This window comes from uncultured Thermomonas sp. (assembly GCF_937872235.1).
Classification (GTDB): Bacteria; Pseudomonadota; Gammaproteobacteria; order Xanthomonadales; family Xanthomonadaceae; genus Thermomonas; species Thermomonas beijingensis.
Genome location: NZ_CALMPC010000027.1, coordinates 12039 through 37857 on the forward strand (window position 1 = coordinate 12039; position 25819 = coordinate 37857).

Here is a 25819-nt window from a genome sequence, read left to right on the forward strand (position 1 = left end):
CGCGCGCTAGCGCAGCTCCTGCAACGTTCCATCGGCGTGGATGCGGTAATCGGCGGGTGCGTTGGCGTTCACGATGCGCACGCGGTTGCCTATTGCAACGCCTTGGTAGCTTGGGATGCTGTGGGTGAGGCGCACGAAGATCCAGTCTTTGGCGTCGGGTGCCAGTTGCAGGGTGATGCCGGTTGGGTGGGTGCGCAGGGCGTGCGCCAGTGCGGGTGAAAACACGGCCTGGATGCGCCCAACGTGCTGTATTCGCCACATCACGGTGCCGCCGTGGAGAGCGGTGAGGGCGGCAAATACGAGGATGACGCCGCGGCCTAGGTGGCTTGCTTGCGGCCATGCCCCGGCGATGATCATCGCGGTGATGGCGGCAAAGCCGTAGCCGTAATGATTCCAGCTACTACCCAACGGCAGCACTGGAAGTAGCGCCGCAATTCCACCAAGCAGGAAGAGTGTGCACAGCTTGGGCGACGCACGCCATAACGCGATCAACATGCCTGACCACAGCAGGCCTGCCAGCAGCACTGGGCCGCTGCGACGAAGGGTGGTGGAGATTTCCAGCAAGGGCGGAATCGGGGCAAAGATTTGATATTCAAACCAACGCTGCGGCAGGTTGAGCACACTTAATGTGTATTGCGAACCTTCGCGCGGTGCATGCAGCAGTACATCCAAGCGCAAGCCCAGATACACCGCGCAGACCGCGCCTGTGGCCAGCATACTTGTCCACCATCGGGATTTTCTCGCCGCATCATCATCCAGCCACCACGCCAGTGCCAGCAGCGGAGGGATGGCGAAGGCAGCTTCTTTGCCGAGTAGGGCCAGCGTAGTCAGCGTGGCGCTGCTGATGGCCGCCATCCATTGCGCGCGCGCGCGCTGTACCAGCAACGCGATGCCCAGTGCGCAACTTAGCCAGATCAAATCGGCCATGCAGCCTACCCAGCCGTGGGTATAGGCGGCATACGGGGTCAGCACAAACCCCAATGCACCGAACACGGCGGGCCAGCGCGACATGCCAAAGCTACGCCCGATCCAGTGCAGCGCCACTGCATTGAGTGCGCCCCACAGCACCAGTACGGCATGAAACAGCATCGGCGTATCGAATAACGCCCGCGACAGCGCCATCCACAATGAAAAGGTCAGCGGCCGATATTGGAATGCGGAGGTTTCCAGCCATGGCGATGGAGTGCTGGCATTGGCCAACGCCGCCCATTGCAGTTCGTCGTGACTAAAGTAGCCGGGATTGAGAATCAGCGGCAGTTGCAGTAGCAAGGCCGCCAGCAAGACGCAGGCTGCTATGCCTTTGTTGGATAGCGTCTGGTGGCTAGGTGATAGCGGATTCATGGCGCGTGCAGTACCAGTCGCGCGGCGCGTTCGCCGCTACCCATCGCCAAGGTCCAACCCAACATGCCGTGGCCGATATTGAGCACCAGTCCTGGTTGGGCCCGCGCAATCACCGGGCTGGAGTGGGGCGTGACCGGGCGTAACCCCGCCCATGGTGAAGCAACCTGCGCGTACTCGGCTGCTTGTGGCAGCGAGGCCTGCGCCATTGCCAACAATTGCGCAAAACGCTGCGGGTCTGGTGTGGAATCCCAATGGTTGAGGTCGGCCAAGCCGGCCACGCGAATGGAGTTCCCCAGTTTGCAGAACACCAGTTTGCGGGCGGTATCGGTGATGCTGGCGGCGGGCGCTTGCGCGCCGCAGGGGGCGGTGAACGAATAGCCTTTGACCGCCATCAAGGGCGAGCGGATGCCGAGTTGTCGCAGCAAGCCGTGGCTGTCGATGCCGGCACAGAGTGCGATTTTTTTGGCGCGCAGATGCAGACCGTTGGCAGCTTGCAGGTGCCAGCCTTCGGGAGTGCGATGCAGGCCGTGCACGGCAACATCGAAGTACGGCTCCACGCCATACTCGGCGCACAGCAGGTGCAGCAATTGGCTGCTGAATTTGAACGGGTCACCCACTTCTTCTTCAGGCGAATGCACCACGAAGGCCATGTCGCGCGCGGCGATCAGTGCTGGCTCGATGGCGATCGCTTGTGCAGGTGTCAGTACGTTTTGCCGCACGCCGAATTGGTGCTTGGCGGCGATCATCGCGCGTGCTTTGGGCAGTGCGGCTGCGTCGTAATAGACATGCAGTTTGCCTGGGGCAGTGTGGTCAAATGCAATCGGGTGGCGCGCCAAGAGTTCGGCCATGGCGGCGCGTGATTCCAATGCCAGCGCCAACGTTGCCAATGTGTTGCGTTCAAGCCGGTGTGCAGTGGCGTTACGCAAAAATGCCAAGCCCCAGCGCCAGTAGTGCGGGTCTGCCGAGGCGCGGGTACGGAACGCCGCATCGCGGCCCAGCAACATGCCTGGCAGTTGCTTCCACAGTGCTGGCGCGGCCATGGCATCGGTGTAGGCATAACTCAGTTGAGCGCCATTGGCGAATGATGCGCCCAGTGCGGGCCCCTGCCCACGTTCGATCAGTGCCACCTGCCTCCCGCGTCGAGCCAGGGCGTAGGCAGTGCTGATGCCGACCACACCGGCACCAAGCACGGCAACATCGACAATACGTTCCGGGTCGGTTGTGGGGTTGGCGGTGGGCATGCTCAATGCGGCCAGAAATTGATGAAGCCGGTAATGATCAGGGCGTTGGTGAAGTCGATGAAGAATGCGCCCACCAGCGGGGCCACCAAAAATGCACGCGGGGCCACGCCATAGCGCTCCACCAGGGTGCGCATCACTGCCATTGCATTGGCGGTAGTGCCCAGCATGAACCCGATGAAGCCGCCGCCCATCACGGCGGCGTCATAGTCGCGGCCCATCACCCGAAATACCACCCCGCAGAACACCGCAACCAATGCCGATTGCAATGCCAAATTGAGCAGCAACGGGGCCGCCAGGCCGGCCAGTTCCCATAGTTTCAAATTCATCAGCGCAACCGCCAGAAACAGCGACAGGCAGACATTGCCGATCAGTTCGAGTGTGGCCACCGACAGGCCGAGCCAGCCGCGGCTATCGTCCAGATTCCGCAGCAGGGCCCCTGCCAGCATCGCGCCCACATAGGCCGGCAACGTCACCCCGGTGCTGGTGATCAGCTTGCTCACCCACGCCCCCAGCCACATCGCGACCAGCAAAATGACGATGCTTTTGAGCGCGGTGTATTCGCGCTGGCTTTCCGTGGCGACCTCCACTGCAACCGCTTCATCGGGTGCGTGGTGGTCACTGGGGCGCACCGAGGTCAGGCCATTGCGACGAATGAACCAGGTCGCCACCGGCCCGCCCAGCAAGCCGCCACAGACAATCCCGGCCATTGCCGAGGCCACCGCGATCGAGGCCGCACCACTCACGCCGGCGCGTTCAAACAGCGGGGCAAATGCCAGCCCAGTGGCAGGGCCGCCGGTCAAGGTGGTGGAGCCGGCCAGCACCCCAAATAGCGGATGCAGACCAAAGCCGATTGCTACTGCCATTCCCAGCAAGTTTTGCAATACCGCAAAGCCGCTGGCCAGCAGCAAGAACAGGGCGACTTGGCGGCCGCTGATCTTCAGCAAACGCGCACTGGCGTTGAAGCCAATGCTGGTAAAGAACGCGATCATCAAGGCTGGTTGCAAACTGGTATCCAGTGCCACCCAAGTGGTGCCGCGCGCATGCGCTGCCCACGCAATCAGCGCAAACACCAGACCGCCAATCACCGGCGGGGGCAGGTTGTAGCGGCTCAGCAGCGGAATCACGCGGCACAGTGCGTAGCCAAGGAACAGGGCGATGCCGGCAAGCGCCAACGTGTGCACGGCGTTCAGTTCAAGCATCGGATAGGGGTTCCTGGGTAGGGCCGTAGCCGGGTAGAGTCGGTATCATCCCTTATCCGCACCTGGAACACGCAGCGATGTCTGATACCCCCGCCAATGACGACCTGAAGCAAGCGGCACTGGATTACCACCGGCTGGAACCCAAGGGCAAGATCAAGGTGACGGCCACCAAGCCCATGGTGACCCAGCGTGATCTGGCATTGGCGTATTCGCCCGGGGTGGCCTTTGCCTGCGAAGAAATTGCCGCGGACCCGGCCAAAGCCAGCGAATACACCGCGCGCGGCAATTTGGTTGCGGTCATTTCCAATGGCACTGCGGTGCTGGGGCTGGGCGATATCGGCCCACTGGCGGGCAAGCCGGTGATGGAAGGCAAGGGTGTGCTGTTCCAGAAATTTGCCGGCATCGATGTATTCGATCTGGAAGTCAACGAGCGTGACCCCGACAAGCTGGTGGACATCATCGCCAGCCTGGAGCCGACCTTCGGTGGCATCAATCTGGAAGACATCAAGGCGCCGGAATGTTTCATCGTGGAGCGCAAACTGCGCGAGCGGATGCAGATTCCGGTGTTCCATGACGACCAGCACGGCACCGCGATCATTGTGGGTGCGGCGGTGCTCAATGCGTTGGAAGTCGCCGGCAAGGACATCGCTCAGGTCAAGCTGGCCACTACCGGTGCCGGCGCGGCCGGGATTGCCTGCCTCGACATGTTGGTGGCGCTGGGCGTCAACCCGCAAAACATCCTCGCCTTCGACCGCGAGGGTGTGATTCACAGTGGCCGTGCCAATCTTGATCCCGACAAGGCCCGCTACGCGCGGGATACCGGCAAGCGCACGCTGGCAGAGATCGTGGACGGTGCAGATGTGTTCCTTGGCTTGTCCGCAGGCGGCATCCTGAAGCCGGAAATGGTCGCCACGATGGCGAACAAGCCCATTATTCTGGCGCTGGCCAACCCGTACCCGGAAATTCTGCCGGAAGACGCCAAGAAGGTGCGCCCGGACGCCATCATCGCCACCGGCCGCTCGGACTACCCTAACCAAGTCAATAACGCGGTGTGCTTTCCTTATATTTTCCGCGGCGCGCTGGATGTGGGTGCCACCAGCATCAACGAGGCGATGAAGCTGGCTTGCGTGCACGCGATCGCCGATCTGGCGCGCAAGGAAGCCTCGGATCTGGGTAGCGCCTATGGCGGTGATGTACCGAAATTCGGTTGCGAATACCTGATTCCGCGCCCATTCGACCCGCGCCTGTTGACCAGCTTGGCACCGGCGGTGGCGCAGGCGGCGATGGATTCGGGGATTGCCCTGCGCCCGATCCGGGATTTGCCTGCCTATCGCGAAAAACTGGGTCAGTTCATTCACCGCACCAGCCTGATGATGAAGCCGGTGTACGACCGTGCGCGCATGCATCGCAAGCGCGTGGTGTATGCCGAGGGCGAAGAATACGTGGTGCTGCAAGCGGTGCAGGCGGTGATCGACGATGGCTTGGCGTTCCCGGTGCTGATCGGGCGGCCGGAGGTGATTGAATCGCGCATCGAAAAACTTGGCTTGCGCATGCGCGCCGGCGTGGATTTCGAGCTCACCAATATCAACGACGACCCGCGTTTCGATGACTATTGGCGGCAGTACCACGCGCTGACCGAGCGCCGTGGCGTGACCCCAGACGCTGCCAAAAACCTGCTGCGTTCACGTCCCACGCTGATTGCTGCGCTGATGGTGGAGCGTGGCGAAGCTGATGCCCTGATCACCGGTATCGTGGGCCGTTATCACAAGAAGTTGGGCTATCTGCGCAGCGTGTTCAATTTTGATGCCGGCGTCAGTGGCACCGCCGCGATGACGGCGGTCATCAACGATGCCGGTGCGTGGTTCTTCGTCGATACCCATGTGCAGTTGGATCCCTCTGCCGAACAGATCGCCGAGGCCACCTTGCAGGCGGCCTACCGCTTGAAACTGCTTGGCATCGAACCCAAGATCGGGTTGTTGTCGCATTCCAATTACGGCAGTCACCAAGACCCCAGCGCAGCGAAAATGCGCCGTGCGTACGAGATCGTGCGGCAGCGCCAACCCAAACTGGAAATTGATGGCGAAATGATGGGCGATACCGCGTGGGATGAAGTCCTGCGCCGACGCATTTTCCCCAATACCACCTTGAGTGGCAGCGCCAATTTGCTGGTGTTTCCGAATCTGGATGCGGCCAACATCGCCTACAACCTGATTCGCGTGGCCACCGGCGGCGTGGCCATCGGCCCGATCCTGATGGGGCTGGACAAGACCGCACACATCCTCACCCCGGCCTCGTCCTCGCGCCGCATCGTCAATATGACCGCGATTGCTGCGGTGGAGGCGCATATCCGTGCGGAGCTGCGGGCGCGATAAGCGCGGCGTTTCGATGATTTGACCGGCGTCAACCGCTAACGGCATCCGCACGGAGGGCATGCCATGAAGTTCGCCATCTTGTCGCGCAATGGCAAGCTGTATTCCACCCGCCGATTGGTGGAGGCCGCGCGCGAGCGTGGCCACAGCGTGCGCGTGTTGGATCCGCTGCGCTGCTACATGCGGATCAGCAGTGCCGGTTTTGATATGCGCTACAAGGGCAAGCCGCTGGCCGGTTACGCGGCGGTGGTGCCACGCATCGGTGCGTCGATCACCCGTTACGGCTGCGCAGTGCTGCGCCAGTTTGAATTGATGGGCAGCTATTCGCCTAATAGCGCGTCGGCGATTGCGCGCGCGCGCGACAAACTGCGTTGTCATCAGGTATTGGCGGCGCAGGGAATTGGCCTGCCGATCACCGTGTTTGGCGATAATCCGGATGACACCGGCGACCTGTTGGCCATGCTCGGTCCGCCACCGCATGTGATCAAGCTCAACGAGGGCACCCAAGGTGCCGGCGTGATGTTGACCGAAAAGCCGTCTGCGTCGCGCGCCACCATCGAAACCCTGCGCGGGCTGTATGCCAATTTCCTGGTGCAAGAATTCATTGCCGAAGCCAAGGGTGCCGATCTGCGCTGTTTCGTGGTGGGCGACACAGTGGTTGCGGCCATGCGTCGGTTGGCCCCGCAGGGGGATTTTCGTTCCAATTTGCATCGCGGTGGCACCGCCAAGCCGGTGCGCCCCACCCGTGCTGAAGTGGCCACCGCCGTGCATGCGGCGCAAATCCTAGGCTTGGGTGTGGCTGGCGTGGATTTGATTCGCAGCAAGCGCGGGCCACTGGTGCTGGAAGTGAATTCCTCACCGGGACTGGAAGGAATAGAAGCCGCCACCGGGGTTGACGTGGCGGGTGCGGTGATCGAACACACCGCCGCTGCCGCGCTGAAACAACACACTTCAAACACCAATTTGACGGATTCTTAATCGCATCTACGGCAACATCCCCTCACCGCTGATCTTCCCCCCAGCGGTCATGCAGGGCATAAGTGACGTTTCGGCCCGGACGCTCCCACGTCCGGGCCTTTATTTGCCTGCAGTTCTGAATGGCCGCACCCGGCACTGCGAGCTGTGCCAGAATCGGGGAACCGACGCACGCGGCACCGGTCTATCCTGCCAAGCCGCTCTCTTGGAACTTACGCATGCGCATCCTCGTCATTGAAGACAATTCCGATATCGCCGCCAACTTGGGCGACTATTTGGAGGACTGCGGGCATACCGTGGATTTCGCCGCCGATGGCATCACCGGCTTGCATCTGGCGGTGGTACACGACTTCGATGCGATCGTGCTGGATTTGAACCTGCCGGGCATGGATGGCTTGGAAGTCTGCCGCAAACTACGCAATGAAGCACGCAAACAAACCCCGGTACTGATGCTGACCGCGCGCGACTCGCTGGATAACAAATTGGCGGGCTTCGATTCTGGTGCTGACGACTATTTGATCAAACCGTTTGCGCTGCAGGAAGTGAACGTGCGCTTGAATGCATTGGTCCGGCGTGGGCGGGGCTTGCCGGCGCGGGTGCTGAATGTGGGTGAGCTGGAATTCAACCTAGAAACCTTGGAAGTGCACCGCGCAGGCAAGGCCATCCAACTCAACCCTACCGCACTGAAGATTCTGCAGGCCTTGATGGAAGCCTCACCGGCGGTGGTGACCCGGCAAGATCTGGAAGCTCGCGTATGGGGTGAAGAATTGCCTGATTCGGACTCCCTGCGTGTACATATCCACGGCTTGCGCGCCTTGGTGGATAAACCCTTTGCCAGCGCCATGATCCAGACCCGACATGGCATCGGTTATCGCATTGCCGCAGCGGAAGCCGATGGCTGAGTCACCCGCGTCGCGCAGCGCAACGCCTGCCCGGCGGCGGCTGCGCACCCGCATCATCGTTTCGTTTGCACTGTTGGGCTTTGGCCTGACCGCGCTGTTTGCGGTCGCGATGTTGCATCTGCGCAATCGACTGGAAAACCAGTTGATTGAAAAAACCCTGCAGCGCGAAGTGGCCAGTCTGGTGCAACAAGTGGAAACACAGCCCGACAAGCAGCCGTATTTCCTGATGTTCGACGCACGCACCTTCAGCGATGACAATGCGTTCAAAATCAATCCGCTGTATCGGTATCTGACACCCGGTATGCATGAGGTGCGTGAGCATGATGGCAACGGGGTCATGCTGGTTTACAAAGTGGCCGTGCGGCGTGGGCTGAGCCAGCAGGGCAAGCCGTTCACCAGCTTGGTGCGCTACAACGTCACCGACGCGGCGGCAACCTCGGATTTGCTGACGCGTTGGCTGCTCGGTGCCGTATTGGCGTTCAGTGTGTTTGCCTTGTTGCTGGGTTGGTGGTCGGCATCAAAGGTGATGGCCCCGGTGTCCGATTTGGCGCAACGCTTGCGCCGCTCCGGCAACAGCGCCGAGCCTGAAGCGCTGGCGGCCAGCTTTCCAGATGACGAAGTGGGCGAGTTGGCCAAGGCGCTGGATGATTACGCTGCGCGCTTGACCGAGGTGGTGCAGCGCGACCGTGAGTTCAATGCCGATGTCAGTCATGAGTTGCGCACGCCATTGGCGGTGATCCGGGGTGCCGTGGAATTGCTGTTGGCGCGCACCGAGCTGGACGAGCGTACGCGCACCCGGTTGGCCCGCATCCAGCGGGCCGAGCAGCAATGCACCGACTTGATCAGCGCCCTGTTGCTGCTCTCTCGCAATGAACGTGCGGTGGGCCAATGCAATGTCGCGAAAGTGGCGCAGCAGCAATTGGATAGCCACCGGGCGCAGCTCGCCGGCAAGCCGGTGGAATTGCGGTTGGAAGGCGATACCCGCCTGCAACTGGATGTGCCGGATTCGGCGCTGGCGGTGGCGTTGGGCAATTTGATCGGCAACGCGGTGAAGTACACGCCCGGCGGCGAAGTGGTGGTGCGGGTGTTGCAGGATTCGGTGGAGGTGGTTGATTCCGGCCCCGGCCTGAGCGCCGAAGATGCCGCCAAATTGTTTACCCGTGGCTATCGCGGCACCCATGCCGGGCATTCGCAGGGCGGTGGGATTGGCCTGTCGATCGTGCGCCGCCTGTGCACCCTGTATGGCTGGGACGTGCGCGTGCGGCCGGGTGCGGACAAGGGGGTCGTGGCCACCTTGACCTTTGGTCAGGGGCAGGAGCGGGCTTAGGCCGCATAATAGGCGGATATCTTTCCAGGATTTCCGCATGAACGCCCCCGCATCGCTGGCCTTTCAAGTCATCCCCTCCGAGCACGCCCGCAGCGCCGAGCAGCGTGACGCCATTTTGGCCAGCGAGCTGGGTTTTGGTAAGCACTTTACCGACCACATGGTGGCGATCCAGTGGAATAAAGCGCAGGGTTGGCACGCTGCCAAGGTATGCGCCTATGGCCCGTTGTCGCTGGATCCGGCGGCGTCGGTGCTGCATTACGGGCAGGAGATTTTTGAAGGGATCAAAGCCTATCGGCATGCCGATGGTTCGATCTGGACCTTCCGCCCCGAGGCCAATGGTGCACGCTTGCAGCGTTCTGCCGCGCGTTTGGCGTTGCCGCAATTGCCGGTTGCCGAGTTCACCGAATCACTGCGCCAGTTGGTGGCCATCGACCATGCATGGGTGCCCTCGGCACCGGAAAGCAGCCTGTATTTTCGCCCCTTCATGATCGCCACCGAGGCCTTCCTCGGCGTGCGTGCCGCGCAAGCCGCAGGCTATTACGTGATTGCCAGCCCGGCCGGTGCGTATTTCGCCAAGGGTGTGGCCCCCGTGTCGATCTGGTTGTCGGAAGACTTTGCGCGTGCGGCCAAGGGCGGCACCGGCGCCGCCAAGTGTGGTGGCAACTACGCCGCCTCATTGCTTCCGCAACAAGAAGCCTATGCGCAGGGGTGCTCGCAGGTGTTGTTCCTGGATCCGGTCGAGGGTAAGTATCTGGAAGAGCTCGGTGGCATGAACGTGTTCCTGGTGTACAAGGACGGCCGCATCGTCACCCCGGAACTGTCCGGCAGCATTTTGGAAGGCATCACCCGTTCCAGCATCCTGCAATTGGCACGCGATCGCGGGCTCAAGGTCGAGGAACGCAAAGTGTCCATCGACGAATGGAAGACCGGCGTGGCCTCGGGCGAAATCACCGAAGTCTTCGCCTGCGGTACCGCAGCGGTGGTGACCCCGATTGGCGAGCTCAAGGGCAAGGATTTTGCGGTGGGTGACATCAACGCACCCGCCGGCGAAGTGACGATGTCGCTTCGTCAGGAATTGACCGACATTCAATATGGCCGCCTGCCCGACCGCCACGGTTGGTTGGTCAGGCTGCGCTAAGCCTTGTGCCGGGTGGTGCCGCAAGTGTCACGGCACCACTCACGGTTGCAGCCACCAGCAATCCATGCGCCGATGCATGCCAAAGCGTGTGTTGATCGGCGTATAGCCGTTCTTCTGCACTTGGCTCAGTTGCAGTCCCAGGATACGCGAGGGACGCGGTGCCGGGGTCAGCAGCTGACCGCTGGTTTCATCGAACCGTTGCGGTGTGTCTGCATCGGAATCGGCCGAGCGCGAGCGCAGCACTTGCACGTCCACCAAACCGCGATCGGCAATCGCTTGCAGGCGATCCATCACCGCATTGGCGGTGTGACTGCCCATCCCGGTCCAGTCATACAGCGCGGCGATGCGGTTGGCATCGCCAGACTGTACCGCCGCAGCCAAGCCATCGGCCAATTCCTGCGGACTGCGGGCACACAGCATCCGGCGTTGATAGGTACCATCGGCAGGCAGTACGGGGGGCAAGCGTTCGCGCGCGCCAATGGCTTCACATTGACGATCGGTGTAGATCAGGCTGCCATCAGGCAGGCTGCAACGTCTGACCTGTGCCGGTGCCGGCGGCATCCAGCCAATAGCCGGCAGCAAACACATGGCGAGTAGGAAAGACCGCATCGATGCAGGGTACGCGGTGACCTGCCTGGGTGGAAGCCCGGGGCGTCGGCATCACCCCAAGCGCTGCAAAATCGCCTGCGTGGGTTTGGCCAGATTCAACGTGTAAAAATGCAGGCCGGGCGCACCTCCTGCAATCAGCCGTTCACACAGTTGCGCCACCACATCTGCAGCAAAATCGCGGATCGCTTCGGCATCATCACCCAATGCGCGCATGCGTTGCACGATCCAGCGTGGAATTTCCGCGCCGCAAGCTTCAGAGAAGCGCCGCAATTGGTTGAAGTTGGCAATCGGCATGATCCCCGGGATGATCGGAATATCCATCCCCAAGGCGCGGACATCGTCCACAAACCGAAAATAGGCATCGGTGTTGTAGAAATATTGGGTAATCGCGCTGCTGGCACCGGCATCCACTTTCAGCTTGAAATGGCGCAGATCCGCCTGCGCATGTTCGGCTTGCGGATGCGTTTCCGGGTAGGCGGCCACTTCGATGTGGAAATAGTCATCATGCTCTTGCCGAATCAATGCCACCAATTCATTGGCGTAACGCAAATCACCACTGCGCGCCATGCCCGACGGCAAATCACCACGCAGCGCCACGATACGGTTGCAGCCCAAGGCACGATAGAGCTTGAGCAAATGCCGGATTTCCTCGCGACTGCCGCCCACGCAGGTCAGATGCGGCACACCCACCATGCCGTGACTCCCCCGCAAGTGCTGCACGGTTTCCGGTGTGTGGCTCAAGGTTGAGCCGCCGGCACCAAACGTGACGGACATGAATTCCGGCGCGTAAGCCTTGAGCTTGCGCACGCTGCGGTCCAGTTGTTCGCGTTGTTCGTCGGTCTTCGGGGGATAGAACTCGAAGCTGATGGGCAGCATTGCGATGGTCACGTGCAAAGTTGCACCAATTATATATCTCTTGTTCGCGATAAAGCGATATATGGATAATGAGCGGGGAGCGTGAGGTCAACCAATCTGAAGACGGCAACCCTGTAAAATAGACGGTTTTCCGCAAGCCCCCCCTGCATGCAACCCCTCCCACAGGCGCCCGCACCGGTGCCAACTTTCGTGCGCCTGTTGACCGAGGTGCTGGACGCCCAAGCCAATCAGCCGCCACGTGCGTTCTATCAAGCGCTGGAACAATGGCTGGATTGGACGCGCGCGGTGCGTTTGTCGCGGGTGTTGGATGCCGCGCCAGCGGCTGACGGGGGGGCGATCAGTTGGCGCAAACAAGAACTGGCTGCTGCATGCGAGCGTGCGCGCCAGCGCCTGCGTGAGCAGGTGATCGCAGCACCGGTGCGGGATGCGGTGATGGATACACAGGCGCAAGCAGCCGAGGCCGCATTTGCACCTGTGCGCCAGCACTACGTGGCGTTTCAGCACGCAGTGCAAGTCAGTACCGGGCAATTACGCGGGCAATTGCGCGACGCACTGGCGCAAGGCGATGTCGGATGCGTGCGTTTGGCCGAACTTGACGCGGTGATGGAGGCGGTGCTGAGCCCACGCGAACACGCACTGTTCACGGCGCTGCCCGAACTGCTGGGCAAACGCTTTGAACAGCGCCACGCACAGAACGCTGCACAAGATTGGCGTGGATTTCAACGTGAGGTACGCAACCTGCAATTGGCAGAACTCGATGCCCGCTTTCTGCCGATCGATGGCTTGCAGGCGGCGCTGCAATGACCCTGATGGAAGACTCGATGCACAACCAGACGCAGCCCCAGAAACCATTCCGGGCGCATACGCTCGCCGCTTGGCAAACGTTCCTGTACGGTTTGTCTGGCACCGCTCTGTTCATGCTGGGCTTGGTTGTGGTGGCCTGGGTGGCCGCAGTGCATGCCAGCAATAATCCGATGGTGCTGGGGGTGTGCCTGCTGATTGCCGTGGTGTACCTGATTGGTGGCGCCGAGTTGCAGCGTTATCGCAAGGCTACGGCGGGTTTGCAGACGGCGCTGGATACCTTGCAGGACACCCCGGCGGAACTTGCGCATTGGCTGCACACATTGGATGTCTCGTTGCGCGCTGCGGTGGGTCTGCGTGTGGCCGGCGAGCGCGTGGCGTTGCCGGCCCCCACCTTGCCGGCGTATCTGTCCGGGGTGTTGGTACTGCTGGGCATGTTGGGCACGCTGTTGGGGATGATGGTCACCTTGCGCGGCACCGGCATCGCGTTGGAAAGCGCCAGCGATTTGCAGGCGATCCGTGATTCGCTGGCCGCGCCGGTGAAAGGTTTGGGCTACGCCTTCGGCACCTCGATCGCAGGGATTGCCAGTTCCGCAGTATTGGGTGTGCTGACGACGCTGTGCCGCCGCCAGCGTTTGTTCGCTGCGCGTGCCCTGGATACCGCCATCGCCGGCCCGTTGCAGGTATTCACCCGCGATCATCGGCAGGAAGGCACCTGGCAGTTGCTGCACAATCAAAGTGCATTGCTGCCCACCTTGGTGGAGCGTTTGCAGACATTGGCCGATGCGATTGAACGCCGCGACGCAGTTGCGCATGCGCAACAGGCCGAACGCCAGCAGACGTTCCTGGATCGCAACGAAGCCGCATACCTGCAATTGGCCGAACGTGTGCAACGGTCATTGCAAGATGGCGTGGCGAAAGGGGCCGATGCGGCCAGCCGCGTCTTGCAACCTGTCGTGCAGGCCACCATGGCCGAAATCGCCAGCAGTGCACACAGCGTGCACGAACGCGTGGCGCAAACGATGCAAACCCAAGTGCAAGCCAGTCACGACAGTTTGCAGACGGCTACCGGCCAGATTGCCGTGCATTGGCAGCAGGCCATGCAGGCGCAATCTGCGGCCCAGGCAACGGCGTGGGATGCCGCAATGGTGCGGCAGCAAGCCGCGCAAGCGGCGTTGGTGGAGGCACAACAGCAGGTGCTGTCGAATACGGTCGGCCACTTCCAGCAGCAGGCGGAAGCCTTGCTGGCGCAGCTTGCGGTCACCCAGCGGGATGCACAAACCGAACTGGCTGCGCAGGACAGTCAGCGTCTGGATGCATGGCGCGCGGCCATGGTCGAACACGGCGAGGTGCTGTGCGCAGCGTGGGCGCAGCTGGGCGAGTCCAGTGCGCAACGCCAGCAGCAGATGTGCGACGCCTTGCAGGCCAGTGCCGAGGCGATTGCCACCAATGGCCGCCAGCAGGCCAATGCCACCCTCACCGAAATTGGCACACTGATGCAGGCCGCCGCCGAAGCACCGCGGGTCGCCGCGGAGGTCATCGGCGAGCTGCGGCAATCGCTGGCCGACAGCATGCAGCGCGATACCGCGATGCTGGCCGAGCGCAATCAATTGCTGGATACCTTGGGTGCCTTGCTGGACGCGGTCAATCGCGCCTCCGGTGAGCAGGCACGTGCCATCGAAACCCTGGTGGGCACTTCGTCGCAATTGCTGGAAACCGTAGGTGCGCGCTTCGATGCACGGATCGAAGCCGATGCGCAAAAACTGGATGCGGCGGCCACCCGCGCCAGTGCCAGCGCACTGGAAATTGCCAGTCTTGGCGATGCGTTTGCAGCGGCAGTGGATGCGTTTGGCGCCAACAATACGCAGATGGCAGAGCGCCTGCAGACGATTGAACGTGCGCTGGAAAAATCCCTGCTGCGCAGTGACGAGCAGCTGGCCTATTACGTGGCACAAGCCCGCGAAGTGGTGGATTTGAGCCTGCTGGCGCAGCGCCAGATTGTGGACGACTTGCGCCAGTTGGAAGTACAGCGCGGTGCGTTGAGCGTGGCATGAGTATGGAATTGGACGACGACGCGCTGGAGCAAGGGCCACCGATCTGGGCTGCCTTCGGTGATTTGATGGCGGTGTTGCTGGGTGTGTTCGTGCTGATTCTGGTCGGCGTGATCGGCGTGCAATTGCATTTGGAAACCCGCCTGCGCGATGAAATCCAGCAGCGCACCTTGGCCGACCAACGCCGACGCGCGCTGGAGCAGGCACTGGCCGCACCGTTGGCGGAAGGCCGCATCACGCTGGTGGATGGGCGCATCGGCATTCGTGGCAGCGTGCTGTTTGCACGCAACTCCGATGCTCTGCAGCCGGAAGGGCTGGCCGTTCTGACCAGCTTGGCCGGGCCGTTGACCGACTACCTGCATGCACGCAGTGAAATCCTGATGGTCAGTGGCTTCACCGATGACCAGCCGGTGCACGCCGACAATCGCCACTTTGCCGATAACTGGGAACTGTCCGCACAACGTTCACTCACTGTCACGCGTGCGCTGATTGCCGCAGGTGTGCCGGCACAATCGATTTTCTCCGCAGCCTTTGGCGCGCAACAGCCGGTGGCATCGAATGCCGATGCAGCGGGACGAACCCGCAATCGGCGTGTGGAAATCGCACCGATGCCGCGCCCGCAGACCACGCATGACTGAGTGTGCGCAATCCACCTTGTTGCGGCTTCGCGCGCAGGCGTTGGTGCAGCGCATGCAAGGGCAAGATGCCGCAGTGCGCGGGTTGTTGGAATCACGTCTGCATGCGTTGCTTGCATCCTGCAATCAGCTTCCCGAAGCCAGGCCTGCAGCAGAGCAGAGTGGGGCGGGAGTGAGTCCATTGGCGATGTTGCTGCAGCAGTGGCCGGGTGCCGATGCGTGCAGCGACGCATGGCCTGCTGAACGCGTGACTCCGGACGCTGCACCAGTGATTCCGATGCTGGAAGATGCACGCCGCACCTGGCGTACGGTACGCGCCCGCAGCCAATTGCGGCAATCGCTCGCGCAGCCGCAAGAACATGCCGGGCCGCTCAATTCCGGGCGTCTGGTGCTGCGCATGCTGGATGCGATGCAGGCGGCCTCCCCGGCGTATCTGGAGTGCCTGCTCACCTATCTGGAGGTATTGGTGGCGCTGGAACCCATGGTTTCGGCCACGCTATCCAGTGCTGCGGTGGCAACGTCACGTCGCGCCCCACGGGTACGCAAGCGCCGCGACTGACGTGCATCAAGGCAGTGCGTGTGCGGATGCGGCTAAATCCAGCTATCTCATCGCAACAGGTTTGCCGCGTGGAAACACAACTAGCATCACTGGGCCGCATCGTGCGGGGTCAAGCCGGGCTTGAAGGCCGCTTGCAGCGCGTGTTTGCGCACAGCACCGCTGCCGTATGGACAATGCTCACCGATTCGGCCGCGATGGCGCAGTGGTTGGCCCCCGGCAGCATCGTGCAGCAGCCAGGTGGCGCGGTACGGATCGATTTTGCCGACAGCGGCATCACCATCGACAGCAACCTGTCCGCGTTCGCGGCCGGCCGTTTGCTGGAATATTCGTGGAGCAGCGGCCAGCAACCGCAGCGCCCGCTGCGCTGGGAGCTGCAGGATGTGGGTGCCGGCACGCAGTTGCAGTTGTCGATGCGCGTGCCGGAAGGCGAAGACCTTGCCAAAGCCTGCGCCGGCTTCGATGCCCATCTGGAGATGCTGGCAGCCGCTCTGGAAGGCGTCTCCATCAAGTTCCCGTTCGATGTGTTCGTACAAGCGCGCAAAGCCTATGCCGAGCAGGTGGCGGCATTGGGGTAATGCCAGACAAAACGGGCACCTTGCGGTGCCCGTGGGTGTGCAACCTGCGCAACTGCAATCAGTAGCGGTAATGCTCCGGCTTGTATGGCCCGGTCACCGCCACGCCAAGGTAGTCGGCTTGCTCGGCAGTCAGCGTGGTCAGCTTCACGCCGATTTTTTCCAGATGCAGGCGCGCCACTTCCTCGTCCAGTTTCTTCGGCAGGATATAGACCTTGGATTCGTAGACATCCTTGTTTGCCCACAAGTCGATCTGCGCCAACGTCTGGTTGGCGAACGAATTGCTCATCACGAAACTGGGGTGGCCGGTGGCGCAGCCAAGGTTGACCAAGCGGCCTTCGGCCAGCAGGAAGATGCTGTTGCCATTGGCCAACGTGTACTTGTCCACCTGCGGCTTGATGTTGGTGTGGATCAGGCCAGGCAAGGCTTTCAGCGCGTCCACTTGGATTTCGTTGTCGAAGTGACCGATGTTGCAGACGATGGCTTGGTCCTTCATCGCCTGCATGTGTTCCACGCGGATGATGTCCTTGTTGCCGGTGGTGGTGACATAGATGTCGGCACGGCCCAAGGTGGATTCCACGGTGTTGACCTCGAACCCTTCCATCGCTGCCTGCAAGGCGCAGATCGGGTCGATTTCAGTCACCACCACGCGCGCGCCGTAAGCACGCAGGGAATGCGCGCTGCCCTTGCCCACATCGCCATAGCCGCACACCACTGCCACTTTGCCGGCCAGCATCACGTCCATCGCCCGCTTCAGGCCATCGGCCAGTGATTCGCGGCAGCCGTACAGGTTGTCGAACTTGGATTTCGTCACCGAGTCATTGACGTTGATCGCCGGCACCAGCAGCTTGCCCACTTCCGCCAGTTGATACAGACGATGCACGCCGGTGGTGGTTTCTTCCGATACGCCCTTCCAGTCGGCAACGACGCGGGTCCAGTAGCCGGGGCGCTCGCCGTGCACACGCTTGAGCAGGTTCTTGATCACCTGTTCTTCATGGCTGCCCGATGCGGAATTCACCCAGCTGCCATCGCCCTGTTCCAGCTCATAACCCTTGTGGATCAGCAGGGTGACGTCGCCGCCGTCATCCACGACCAGTTGCGGGCCAAGGTAGCCGCCGTTGCCGTCGGGGAAACTCAGCGCATCCAGCGTGCAATCCCAATATTCCTCCAGGGTCTCGCCTTTCCATGCAAACACCGGGGTGCCGGTGGCGGCAATCGCGGCGGCGGCGTGGTCTTGCGTGCTGAAAATATTGCACGAGGCCCAGCGCACATCGGCGCCGATATCCTTCAAGGTTTCGATCAGCGCCGCGGTCTGGATGGTCATGTGCAGACTGCCGGTGACACGCACGCCTTGCAGCGGCGCTTGCGGTGCGTATTTGCGGCGAATCGACATCAGGCCCGGCATTTCGTGCTCGGCGATATCCAATTCCTTGCGGCCCCAATCGGCCAAGGCAATATCGGCGACTTTGTAGTCGCCTTCTTGGGAGAAGGTTTTGATGTGTGCGTTCATGTTGGCTCCGTGAGTGCAGTGGTTGCGGTCACGGGCGCCGTTGTGCAGGACGGTTGCCGAGCCTGGCCGTGCAGCTATCGATGACAGCGACACGATCGCAGCGCCCCTCGGCGGGGTCGGATTATATCAGTGACTTATCCGTCCAGCGCCTCCCAGCGCGCAAACGCGGCCTCCAATTCAGCTTGTTGCGCGACCAGTTCGGTGTTGGCGCGCTGCTGGCTCGCGGCATCCTGCTTGTAGAACGCAGCGTCTTGCATCGCCGCGCTGCGCCTGGCGATATCGGTTTCCAGTTGCTCGATCCTGGCCGGCAACAGTTCCAGTTCGCGCTGATCCTTGAAACTGAGTTTTTTCTTCGCGACGGCGGCAGTGTGTACCGCCGGAGCTGCAGGTGCTGCCGTCGGTTTTTCGATGGCAGCAGTCCTTGCAACAGGCCGCTGCCGCAACCAATCGCTGTAGCCGCCCACGTATTCGCCAAGCTTGCCTTCGCCTTCCAGCGCCAGCGTGCTGGTGACCACGTTGTCGAGAAAGTCACGGTCGTGGCTGACCAGCAGCAGGGTGCCTTTGTAGTCCAGCAGCAATTCTTCCAGCAGCTCCAGCGTTTCCACGTCGAGGTCGTTGGTGGGTTCGTCCATCACCAGCAAATTCGATGGCTGCGCAAACAGCCGTGCCAGCAGCAGACGGTTGCGCTCACCACCCGACAGCCGGGTGATCGGCGCACGCGCACGTTCCGGCGAAAACAAAAAATCCTGCAGGTAGCCGATGATGTGTTTGCGGCTGCCGTTGATCTCCACAAAATCCGCGCCGCCGGCCACATTCTCAATCGCGTTGCGGCTCTCATCCAGTTGGCTGCGATGCTGGTCGAAATAGGCAATCTGCAACTGCGTGCCTTGCTCCACCGTGCCGGCATCGGGCGTGAGCTCACCCAGCAGGATTTTCAGCAGGGTGGATTTTCCGGAACCATTCGGGCCGATGATGCCGATCTTGTCGCCGCGCAAAATCACCGTGCTGGCATCGCGCAAAATGAGCTTGTTGCCAAACGCCTGCGCCACCTGGGTGAGTTCGATGACTTTCTTGCCGGAGGCCTGTGCGGCCGCGCTTTCCATCCGCACCTTGCCGGTCAGCTCGCGCCGTTCGGCACGTTCGTTGCGCATCGCTTTCAGCGCACGCACGCGGCCTTCGTTGCGGGTGCGGCGGGCCTTGATGCCTTGCCGGATCCACACTTCTTCCTGTGCCAGCAATTTGTCGAAGCGGGCATTTTCCTGCGCCTGCGCATGCAGGCGTTCTTCGCGACGGCGCAAATAATTGTCGTAATCACCGGGCCAACTGGTCACCTGGCCGCGATCAATTTCGAAAATACGGGTGGCCAGCGCACGCAAGAAGCTGCGGTCGTGGGTGACGAAGATCAGGCTGCCATTGAACGATTTCAGGAAGCCTTCCAGCCAGTCGATGGCCTCGATGTCCAGATGATTGGTGGGCTCATCCAGCAACAGCACATCCGGGTTGCGCACCAGGGCTTGCGCCAGCAACACGCGCCGCTTCATGCCGCCGGATAGCGAGGAAAAATCCACGTCTTCCGGCAATTCCAATTTCTCCAACACCTGCGACACGCGGCGGTCCAGATCCCAACCGTGCTGCGCCTCGATTTGCGTCTGCGCATCGGCCATCGCGTCCATGTCGCCGTCGTGCACCGCGTGGTGATAGCGCGCCAGCAGCGCGCCCAGATCGCCCAGTCCCAGTGCCACCACGTCAAACACGCTGCCATGGGTGTCCTGCGGCACTTCCTGCGCCATCCGCGCCACCACCACGCCCCCCTGCACGCGGATTTCGCCATCGTCGGGTTTGATCTCGCCGCAAATCAGGCGCATCAAGGTGGACTTGCCCGCACCGTTGCGGCCCACGATGCACACGCGCTCGCCGGGTTCAATGGTCAGGTTGACCTGCTCAAGCAGGAGCGGACCGCCGACGCTGTAGTCGACATTCTGGAGTTGGAGTAAAGGCATCCGCCTAGTTTACCGCGCAAGGTGCACAATCCCTTGAGGAATGGTGCACGGGAGCAGGACGATGGACAGCATGGCAATGGCCCCAGAGCTGCAATGCACGCAGTGGTTCAACACCGAAGTACCGGTAACGCTGGCCGCATTGCGCGGCAAAGTGGTGGTGATTGAAGCCTTTCAGATGTTGTGCCCAGGTTGCGTGTCGCATGGCTTGCCGCAAGTGCAAAAAATGCGCCATGTGTTTCCCGAAGACCGTGTTGCGGTGCTGGGCCTGCATACCGTGTTCGAGCACCACACCGCGATGGCGCCGGTGGCGCTGCAGGCTTTTCTGCATGAATACCGGATCCAATTCCCGGTGGGTGTGGATATGCCCGCGGACACCGGCCCCATTCCGCGCACCATGGCCGCCTATGGCATGCGCGGTACGCCCACGCTGCTGATCATCGACCGCGCCGGCCGCCTGCGGCACCAGCACTTCGGGCAAATGGAAGACATGGCGCTGGGCGCGCAAGTGGCATTGTTGATGGGCGAGGCGATGGGTGCCGATGCAGCTGCTGACGCGGGCGAGGCTTGCAGCATGGGAGGGACATGCGGCTGATCAGTTTGCATCGGCATTGGTAAACCAGAGGACATCCGGACAACGGAATCTTGCAGGCTGGGAAAGCCGCACCCGAGTGCTGGATGGATATGGATGTGGTGTGTACGGCATCCCGGACCGCGCCCGCGCTGGGCAGGCTGGTGCTCAGCGTGCCATCACCAGGCGGTGGGTTTGTAGTCCTTCAGGAATTGCCCCCACACGTGTTCGCCGGTGTTGATGCCGTGGATGATGGGGTCGACGATGCGGGCGGCGCCGTCGACGATGTCCAGTGGCGGGTGGAAGCGTTCCTCCACGACCTTGCGTGCGGCGAGTTCGGCGGGATCCTCGTCGGTAATCCAGCCGGTGTCCACACTGTTCATGTGGATGCCGTCGCCGTGGTAATCGGCGGCGGATGTGCGCGTCATCATGTTCAGCGCGGCCTTGGCCATGTTGGTATGCGGGTGCCGGGTAGTCTTGAAGTTGCGGTAGAACTGCCCCTCCATCGCCGACACATTGACGATGTGTTTGTCGCGGCTGTGTTCGGTGCCGGCGGGTGTACGCAGCAGCAAGGGCTTGAGGCGCGCGTTGATGATGAACGGTGCGATGGCGTTGACCAACTGGGTCTCCAGCAATTCCACCGAGGGCACTTCATGCAGCAGCAGCCGCCATGAGTTGCGCCCGCGCAGGTCGATCTGCTGCAAGTCTTGGTCCAGCCTGCCCTGCGGGAACAGGTGCTTTTGCCCCAGCAATTCTTCGGCCAACAGCGGCACCTGCGAGAGCTCTGCCGAGCGGGTGAGCCCCGCGTTTTCGCTGCTGCCACCGATCGTCACCTGCATCGCTGCGGCATTGGCATCCGGCAACATGTTGTAGCTGCGCAGACCTTCGTAACTGCCCAGCAGCTTGCGCACGTCCTGTGGGATGTCGTGCAGTGCGGCGGTTTCCGCTTCCATCATGTGCGCGTAGAACTCCGGTGGGCGGCGCACGGTCTGGCAGGCGTTGTTGATGATGAAGTCGAGCCGCGGCAGCTTGCCCAGGAGCTCATGACAGAACGCCTCGACGCTGGGCGTGTGACGCAGATCCAGACCGAACACCTCCAGGCGATGGCCCCATTCTGCGAAGTCCGGCTCCTGCGCGTAACGCGCGGCGGAGTCGCGCGGGAAGCGGGTGGTGACGATCAGTTGCGCACCGGCACGCAGCAGTTTCAGGCCGGCCTGATAGCCGATCTTGACTCGTCCACCGGTCAGCAAGGCAACGCGTCCGTGCAGGTCGGCAAGTTCGTTGCGTTTGGCGAAATTGAAGTCTGCACACGCCGGGCACAACTGGTCGTAGAAGTGATGCAGCAGCGTGTATTTCTGCTTGCAAACGTAGCAGTGCAACAGCTCGCTGGATTCCTGCGGCGCGACTTCCGGCGCAGCCAAGGCGGGCGAGGGCAAGGCCGGCGGGAAATAATTCGGTGTGGTGAATACCGGCTTGCGGCGCAGTTCACGGATGCCGGTCTGATTGAGCACGGCTTCGGCGCGGCGCACGGCTTCGGCATTGCGTTCGCGTTCGCGCACCTTGGCCTGCTTGCGGCGCAGCTTGGGCTCCGGGTGATAGATCGAGGCGATGGCCTGGTGCAGGCGCGCGCGTTCCTTGCTTGGCCACGCATCCAGCACGGTGCGGTCGGCGGCGATGGCTTCCAGCAGTTCGAGTACCAGGTGTTGGCCCGAAGCTGCGCCGGCCTCGCTGGAGGGTGGGGTGTTGGTGGTCATGGTGTGGGTCTTGCGCTATGTGGTGATTGAGACACGTGGCTGCGTTGCAAAAAAAGAACGGGCCGCATTGCTGCGACCCGTTCGCTGTATTGCTTGGGTTGCTGTCCGGTGGCGGGCAGGGCCCACTCTTACAGCTTTGCGGCTTTGCGCAGGGCTTCGGCCTTGTCGGTCTTTTCCCAGCTGAAGGCGGTGGCTTTTTGCTTCTTGCCGGCGCCGTCGGTGTAGCTGATCTCCTTCGGCTTGCGGCCGAAGTGGCCGTAGCTGGCGGTGGGCTGGTAGATCGGGTGCTCCAGGTCCAGCATGCGGGTGATGGCATACGGGCGCAGGTCGAAATGGGCGCGGATCAGTTTTTCGATCACATCATCGCCCACCTTGCCGGTGCCGAAGGTCGTCACGGAAATGGAGGTCGGTTGCGCCACGCCGATGGCGTAGCTGACCTGCACTTCGCACTTGTCGGCCAGACCCGCGGCGACAATATTCTTGGCCACATAACGCGCCGCGTAAGCAGCCGAGCGATCCACCTTGGACGGATCTTTGCCCGAGAACGCACCGCCGCCATGACGGGCCATGCCGCCGTAGGTATCGACGATGATCTTGCGTCCGGTCAGGCCGCAGTCACCCACCGGCCCGCCAATCACGAATTTGCCGGTCGGGTTGATGTGCACCTTGTTCTTCGGCAGCGCGTCCAGCCATTTTTTCGGCAGCACCGGGGCGAGGATGTGCGCGCGCACGGCTTCGACCAAGTCTTTTTGCTTGATGTCCGGATCGTGCTGGGTGGACAGCACCACGGCGTCCAGGCCCAGCACTTTGTGGCCGTCATAACGCAGGGTTACCTGCGACTTGGCGTCCGGCCGCAGCCACTTCAGCTTGCCGGCCTTGCGCACTTTGGCTTGCTGTTCCACCAGACGGTGGCTGTAGTACAGCGGCGCAGGCATGAACTCCGGTGCTTCATTGCAGGCATAGCCGAACATCAGGCCTTGGTCGCCCGCACCCTGGTCTTCCGGCTTCTTGCGGTCCACGCCCTGATTGATATCGGGCGACTGCTTGCCGAGCATGTTGATGATGGCGCAGGTGTGGCCGTCGAAGCCGACGTCGGAATTGTCGTAGCCGATGCCGTTGATGACGCTGCGCGCAAGCGCCTCGATGTCCACCCACGCGCTGGTCGTCACTTCACCGGCCACGATGGCGGCGCCGGTCTTCACCAGCGTTTCGCAGGCCACGCGGGCGTGTTTGTCTTGCGCGATGATCGCGTCCAGCACTGCATCGGAGATCTGGTCGGCGATCTTGTCCGGATGGCCTTCAGAGACCGATTCGGACGTGAACAGGTAGCTGGACATTGCTTATATCCTTGTATTCGGATGGAAAGATGGGTGCGCATGATAGCGCGATGTTGACCGCTGTGCATCCTGCCCGATATCGGCAGGCCATGGTGTTGCACAAACGTTAAGCCTGGCGTCATTGCTTGGACATGTGGCTGCCATGGGCTTGTCCCGGAAGTAACGCAGTCTTGTCCATACCACGGCAGCCATGTACCGCCATGATCCAGTTTGAACAGCGTTTGCAGCAGCGTTTTCCCCACTGGTTCCGTGGCCGTCACGCGGTCATCGCCAAACCATTGTTACGCCGGCTTGCGCGTTGGTCCCGGTTGGATGAAATCGATGCATTCCTGACCGCCAATGCGCATGTGCGTGGATTTGAGTTTGTGGCCGCTGCGATGCGGCACCTGGGTGCGGGGTATGTGGCCAGCGCTGAAGATTGCGCACGCATTCCTGCGCAGGGCCGCTTGCTGATTGTTGCCAACCATCCTTCCGGCGCACTGGATGCGTTGGCGCTGCTGGATCTGGTGGGGCAGGTGCGGCGCGATGTGCGCATCGTTGCCAATGATGTTTTATTGGCGGTGGATGGTTTGGGTGGATTGTTGCTGCCGGTGCGCATCATGGGCGGACAGCCTGCGATGGACAGCGTGCGCGCAGTGGCGGCGGCCTTGGCGCGTGAGGAATGCGTCATTGTGTTTCCAGCAGGCGAGGTTTCAAGGCTTGGCCCAGCCGGTATTCGCGATGGTCGCTGGCGGCGTGGCTTTTTGCGGTTTGCTCGCAGCTGCGATGCACCGGTATTGCCGGTGCGGGTTCAGGCCCGTAATTCGGCGCTGTTTTATGGCGCATCCGCACTGTTCAAGCCGGTGGGTACCGCGCTGCTGGCGCGCGAAATGTTTGCGCGCCGGGCCCGCAAGATCGTACTGCGCGTGGGTACGCCACGCACACTTCCTGCCGATGCGGATGACCGCGCGTTACTGCGCGATATTCGCCACGAGTTGTATGCACTGGGCACGCGGCGGCAGCGTGGAATGCCACCCGAGCCTGACCGGCCGGAGCCGTTGGTCGAAGCCATTGCTCCGGATTTGGTTCGCACCGGTGTGGAACGCTTGCGTCTGCTTGGGAAAACCAGTGATGGCAAGCATATCCGGGTGGGCAAGCTGGCGGTGGATTCGCCCTTGCTGCACGAGATCGGCCGTCTACGCGAGTTGACGTTCCGTGCGGTGGGCGAGGGCACCGGGCGTCGGCAGGATCTGGATGCGTGGGACAGTTGGTACGAACACATCGTGCTGTGGGACGAAGCCGCGGCCAAGATTGCCGGCGCGTATCGTATCGCCCGCGGCGCACCGGTACTGGCGGCACACGGCCTGCGCGGGCTCTACACCGCCAGCCTGTTCGACTACGGCGAGGACGCGCTGGTGCGGATCGCGCAGGGCATGGAGCTGGGGCGAAGCTTTGTGGTGCCGGAATACTGGGGTGGTCGCAGCATCGATTATCTGTGGCAAGGCATCGGTGCCTATCTGCGTGCCTATCCACGGGTGCGTTATCTGTTTGGCGCGGTGTCGATCAGTGCTGCACTGCCGCCGGCGGCACGCGCGCAGATCGTGGCCCATTACGCGCATTGGCACGGCGGTCCGCAGGGCGAAGCGGTGTCGCGCAGCCCCTTTCATTACGAGGCCGCTCAGCCCAGCGATGCCGCGTTGGACGCCGACACCGCCTTCCGCGTGCTCAAGGCCAACCTGGATGTGTTGGGTATGCAAGTGCCGATGCTTTACAAGCAGTACGTGGATTTATGTGAGCCTGGTGGTGCACGCTTTCTGGCTTTCGGCGTGGATCCGGATTTCAGCGATGCCGTGGATGGCTTGATCGAGGTCGATTTGCAGAAGATGCGGCCCAAAAAGCGGCAACGCTATTTCGGCGCAACAGCGATGCCGGAAAACGCATGATGGCCAAGGGTGTGTCGATACAGACCCACCGATAAAGGCACGCTTGTATAAACTCATCGCATGGATTCGATCACCCACTTGTTTTACGGCGGTGTCATCTGTGCCGCCATCGCCCCCAAAGCCGATCGCCGCG

Annotated in this window: 21 protein-coding genes and 1 riboswitch; of the genes, 12 read left to right on the forward strand and 9 right to left on the reverse strand. The window is 61.9% G+C overall.

From position 1 onward, the window contains the following. Positions 1-6: 6 nt before the first annotated feature. From QWB57_RS02650 to gltS, 3 genes are read right to left on the reverse strand one after another with little or no spacing between them, the layout of a single operon-like run. Positions 7-1341: a hypothetical protein gene (locus QWB57_RS02650; RefSeq protein WP_223626005.1), complete on the reverse strand. Its 1335-nt coding sequence runs from the start codon at positions 1339-1341 to the stop codon at positions 7-9. Then, positions 1338-2582 (reverse strand): FAD-dependent oxidoreductase, encoded by a 1245-nt coding sequence (locus QWB57_RS02655; protein WP_288968231.1) that lies wholly within the window; start codon positions 2580-2582, stop codon positions 1338-1340. Before QWB57_RS02655 ends, QWB57_RS02650 begins: the two co-directional genes overlap by 4 nt. A gap of 2 nt (positions 2583-2584) precedes the next feature. After that, on the reverse strand, positions 2585-3781 hold the full coding sequence (gltS, locus tag QWB57_RS02660) for a sodium/glutamate symporter (protein ID WP_223626010.1): 1197 nt from the start codon (positions 3779-3781) through the stop codon (positions 2585-2587). Between the two features lie 77 nt (positions 3782-3858). On the opposite strand from gltS, the gene QWB57_RS02665 reads away from it, so the two are divergent. From QWB57_RS02665 to QWB57_RS02685, 5 genes are all read left to right on the forward strand, one after another. After that, entirely contained in the window at positions 3859-6153 is a 2295-nt protein-coding gene (locus QWB57_RS02665) for an NADP-dependent malic enzyme (protein WP_223626012.1), read from the forward strand. A gap of 63 nt (positions 6154-6216) precedes the next feature. Next, positions 6217-7128 (forward strand): 30S ribosomal protein S6--L-glutamate ligase, encoded by a 912-nt coding sequence (rimK, locus tag QWB57_RS02670; protein ID WP_223626014.1) that lies wholly within the window; start codon positions 6217-6219, stop codon positions 7126-7128. 215 nt (positions 7129-7343) lie between these two features. Further along, positions 7344-8027, forward strand: coding sequence for a response regulator transcription factor (locus QWB57_RS02675; protein WP_223626016.1), 684 nt, complete (start codon positions 7344-7346; stop codon positions 8025-8027). Next, positions 8020-9354 carry a HAMP domain-containing sensor histidine kinase gene (locus QWB57_RS02680; protein WP_223626018.1) on the forward strand — a complete coding sequence of 445 codons (1335 nt, stop codon included), beginning with the start codon at positions 8020-8022 and terminating at the stop codon, positions 9352-9354. The genes QWB57_RS02675 and QWB57_RS02680 overlap by 8 nt, the downstream gene beginning before the upstream one ends. Before the next feature lie 37 nt (positions 9355-9391). Then, a complete protein-coding gene (locus QWB57_RS02685; RefSeq protein WP_223626021.1) occupies positions 9392-10492 on the forward strand; it encodes a branched-chain amino acid aminotransferase in 1101 nt (366 codons plus the stop codon). A 39-nt stretch (positions 10493-10531) separates the two neighbouring features. On the opposite strand, the gene QWB57_RS02690 is transcribed toward QWB57_RS02685, so the two are convergent. Beyond that, entirely contained in the window at positions 10532-11101 is a 570-nt protein-coding gene (locus tag QWB57_RS02690) for a hypothetical protein (RefSeq protein WP_223626023.1), read from the reverse strand. Positions 11102-11152: 51 nt separating this feature from the next. Continuing rightward, positions 11153-11977 carry a methylenetetrahydrofolate reductase [NAD(P)H] gene (metF, locus tag QWB57_RS02695; RefSeq protein WP_288968242.1) on the reverse strand — a complete coding sequence of 275 codons (825 nt, stop codon included), beginning with the start codon at positions 11975-11977 and terminating at the stop codon, positions 11153-11155. A gap of 177 nt (positions 11978-12154) precedes the next feature. Here metF and QWB57_RS02700 point away from each other — a divergent pair, with 177 nt between their 5' ends. From QWB57_RS02700 to QWB57_RS02720, 5 genes are all read left to right on the forward strand, one after another. After that, complete coding sequence (locus tag QWB57_RS02700; protein WP_288968233.1) at positions 12155-12781, forward strand: DUF3348 family protein; 627 nt, start codon at positions 12155-12157, stop codon at positions 12779-12781. Continuing rightward, a complete protein-coding gene (locus tag QWB57_RS02705) occupies positions 12778-14832 on the forward strand; it encodes a hypothetical protein (protein ID WP_288968234.1) in 2055 nt (684 codons plus the stop codon). The genes QWB57_RS02700 and QWB57_RS02705 overlap by 4 nt, the downstream gene beginning before the upstream one ends. Further along, entirely contained in the window at positions 14829-15467 is a 639-nt protein-coding gene (locus QWB57_RS02710) for an OmpA family protein (RefSeq protein ID WP_223626030.1), read from the forward strand. The genes QWB57_RS02705 and QWB57_RS02710 overlap by 4 nt, the downstream gene beginning before the upstream one ends. Then, positions 15460-16023, forward strand: a complete 564-nt coding sequence (locus tag QWB57_RS02715) for a DUF2894 domain-containing protein (RefSeq protein ID WP_288968235.1) — start codon at positions 15460-15462, stop codon at positions 16021-16023. Before QWB57_RS02710 ends, QWB57_RS02715 begins: the two co-directional genes overlap by 8 nt. Positions 16024-16091: 68 nt before the next feature. Then, positions 16092-16598 (forward strand): SRPBCC family protein, encoded by a 507-nt coding sequence (locus QWB57_RS02720; protein ID WP_288968236.1) that lies wholly within the window; start codon positions 16092-16094, stop codon positions 16596-16598. Positions 16599-16656: 58 nt separating this feature from the next. Here QWB57_RS02720 and ahcY read toward each other — a convergent pair whose 3' ends face one another. Beyond that, the gene (gene ahcY, locus QWB57_RS02725) at positions 16657-18105 is read right to left on the reverse strand and encodes an adenosylhomocysteinase (RefSeq protein WP_288968237.1); all 1449 of its coding nucleotides are present in this window, start codon (positions 18103-18105) and stop codon (positions 16657-16659) included. 25 nt (positions 18106-18130) lie between these two features. Next, a riboswitch (S-adenosyl-L-homocysteine riboswitch) is annotated at positions 18131-18220 on the reverse strand. Between the two features lie 19 nt (positions 18221-18239). Next, positions 18240-20105, reverse strand: a complete 1866-nt coding sequence (locus QWB57_RS02730) for an ATP-binding cassette domain-containing protein (protein WP_223626041.1) — start codon at positions 20103-20105, stop codon at positions 18240-18242. Positions 20106-20175: 70 nt separating this feature from the next. Here QWB57_RS02730 and QWB57_RS02735 point away from each other — a divergent pair, with 70 nt between their 5' ends. Next, positions 20176-20697, forward strand: a complete 522-nt coding sequence (locus QWB57_RS02735) for a redoxin domain-containing protein (RefSeq protein WP_223626042.1) — start codon at positions 20176-20178, stop codon at positions 20695-20697. Positions 20698-20852: 155 nt separating this feature from the next. Here QWB57_RS02735 and QWB57_RS02740 read toward each other — a convergent pair whose 3' ends face one another. Both QWB57_RS02740 and metK read right to left on the reverse strand, forming a co-directional pair. Next, complete coding sequence (locus QWB57_RS02740) at positions 20853-22427, reverse strand: SDR family oxidoreductase (RefSeq protein WP_288968238.1); 1575 nt, start codon at positions 22425-22427, stop codon at positions 20853-20855. Positions 22428-22555: 128 nt separating this feature from the next. Continuing rightward, the gene (gene metK, locus QWB57_RS02745) at positions 22556-23764 is read right to left on the reverse strand and encodes a methionine adenosyltransferase (RefSeq protein ID WP_288968239.1); all 1209 of its coding nucleotides are present in this window, start codon (positions 23762-23764) and stop codon (positions 22556-22558) included. A 200-nt stretch (positions 23765-23964) separates the two neighbouring features. On the opposite strand from metK, the gene QWB57_RS02750 reads away from it, so the two are divergent. Beyond that, positions 23965-25686, forward strand: coding sequence for a lysophospholipid acyltransferase family protein (locus QWB57_RS02750; protein ID WP_288968240.1), 1722 nt, complete (start codon positions 23965-23967; stop codon positions 25684-25686). Positions 25687-25819: the final 133 nt, after the last annotated feature.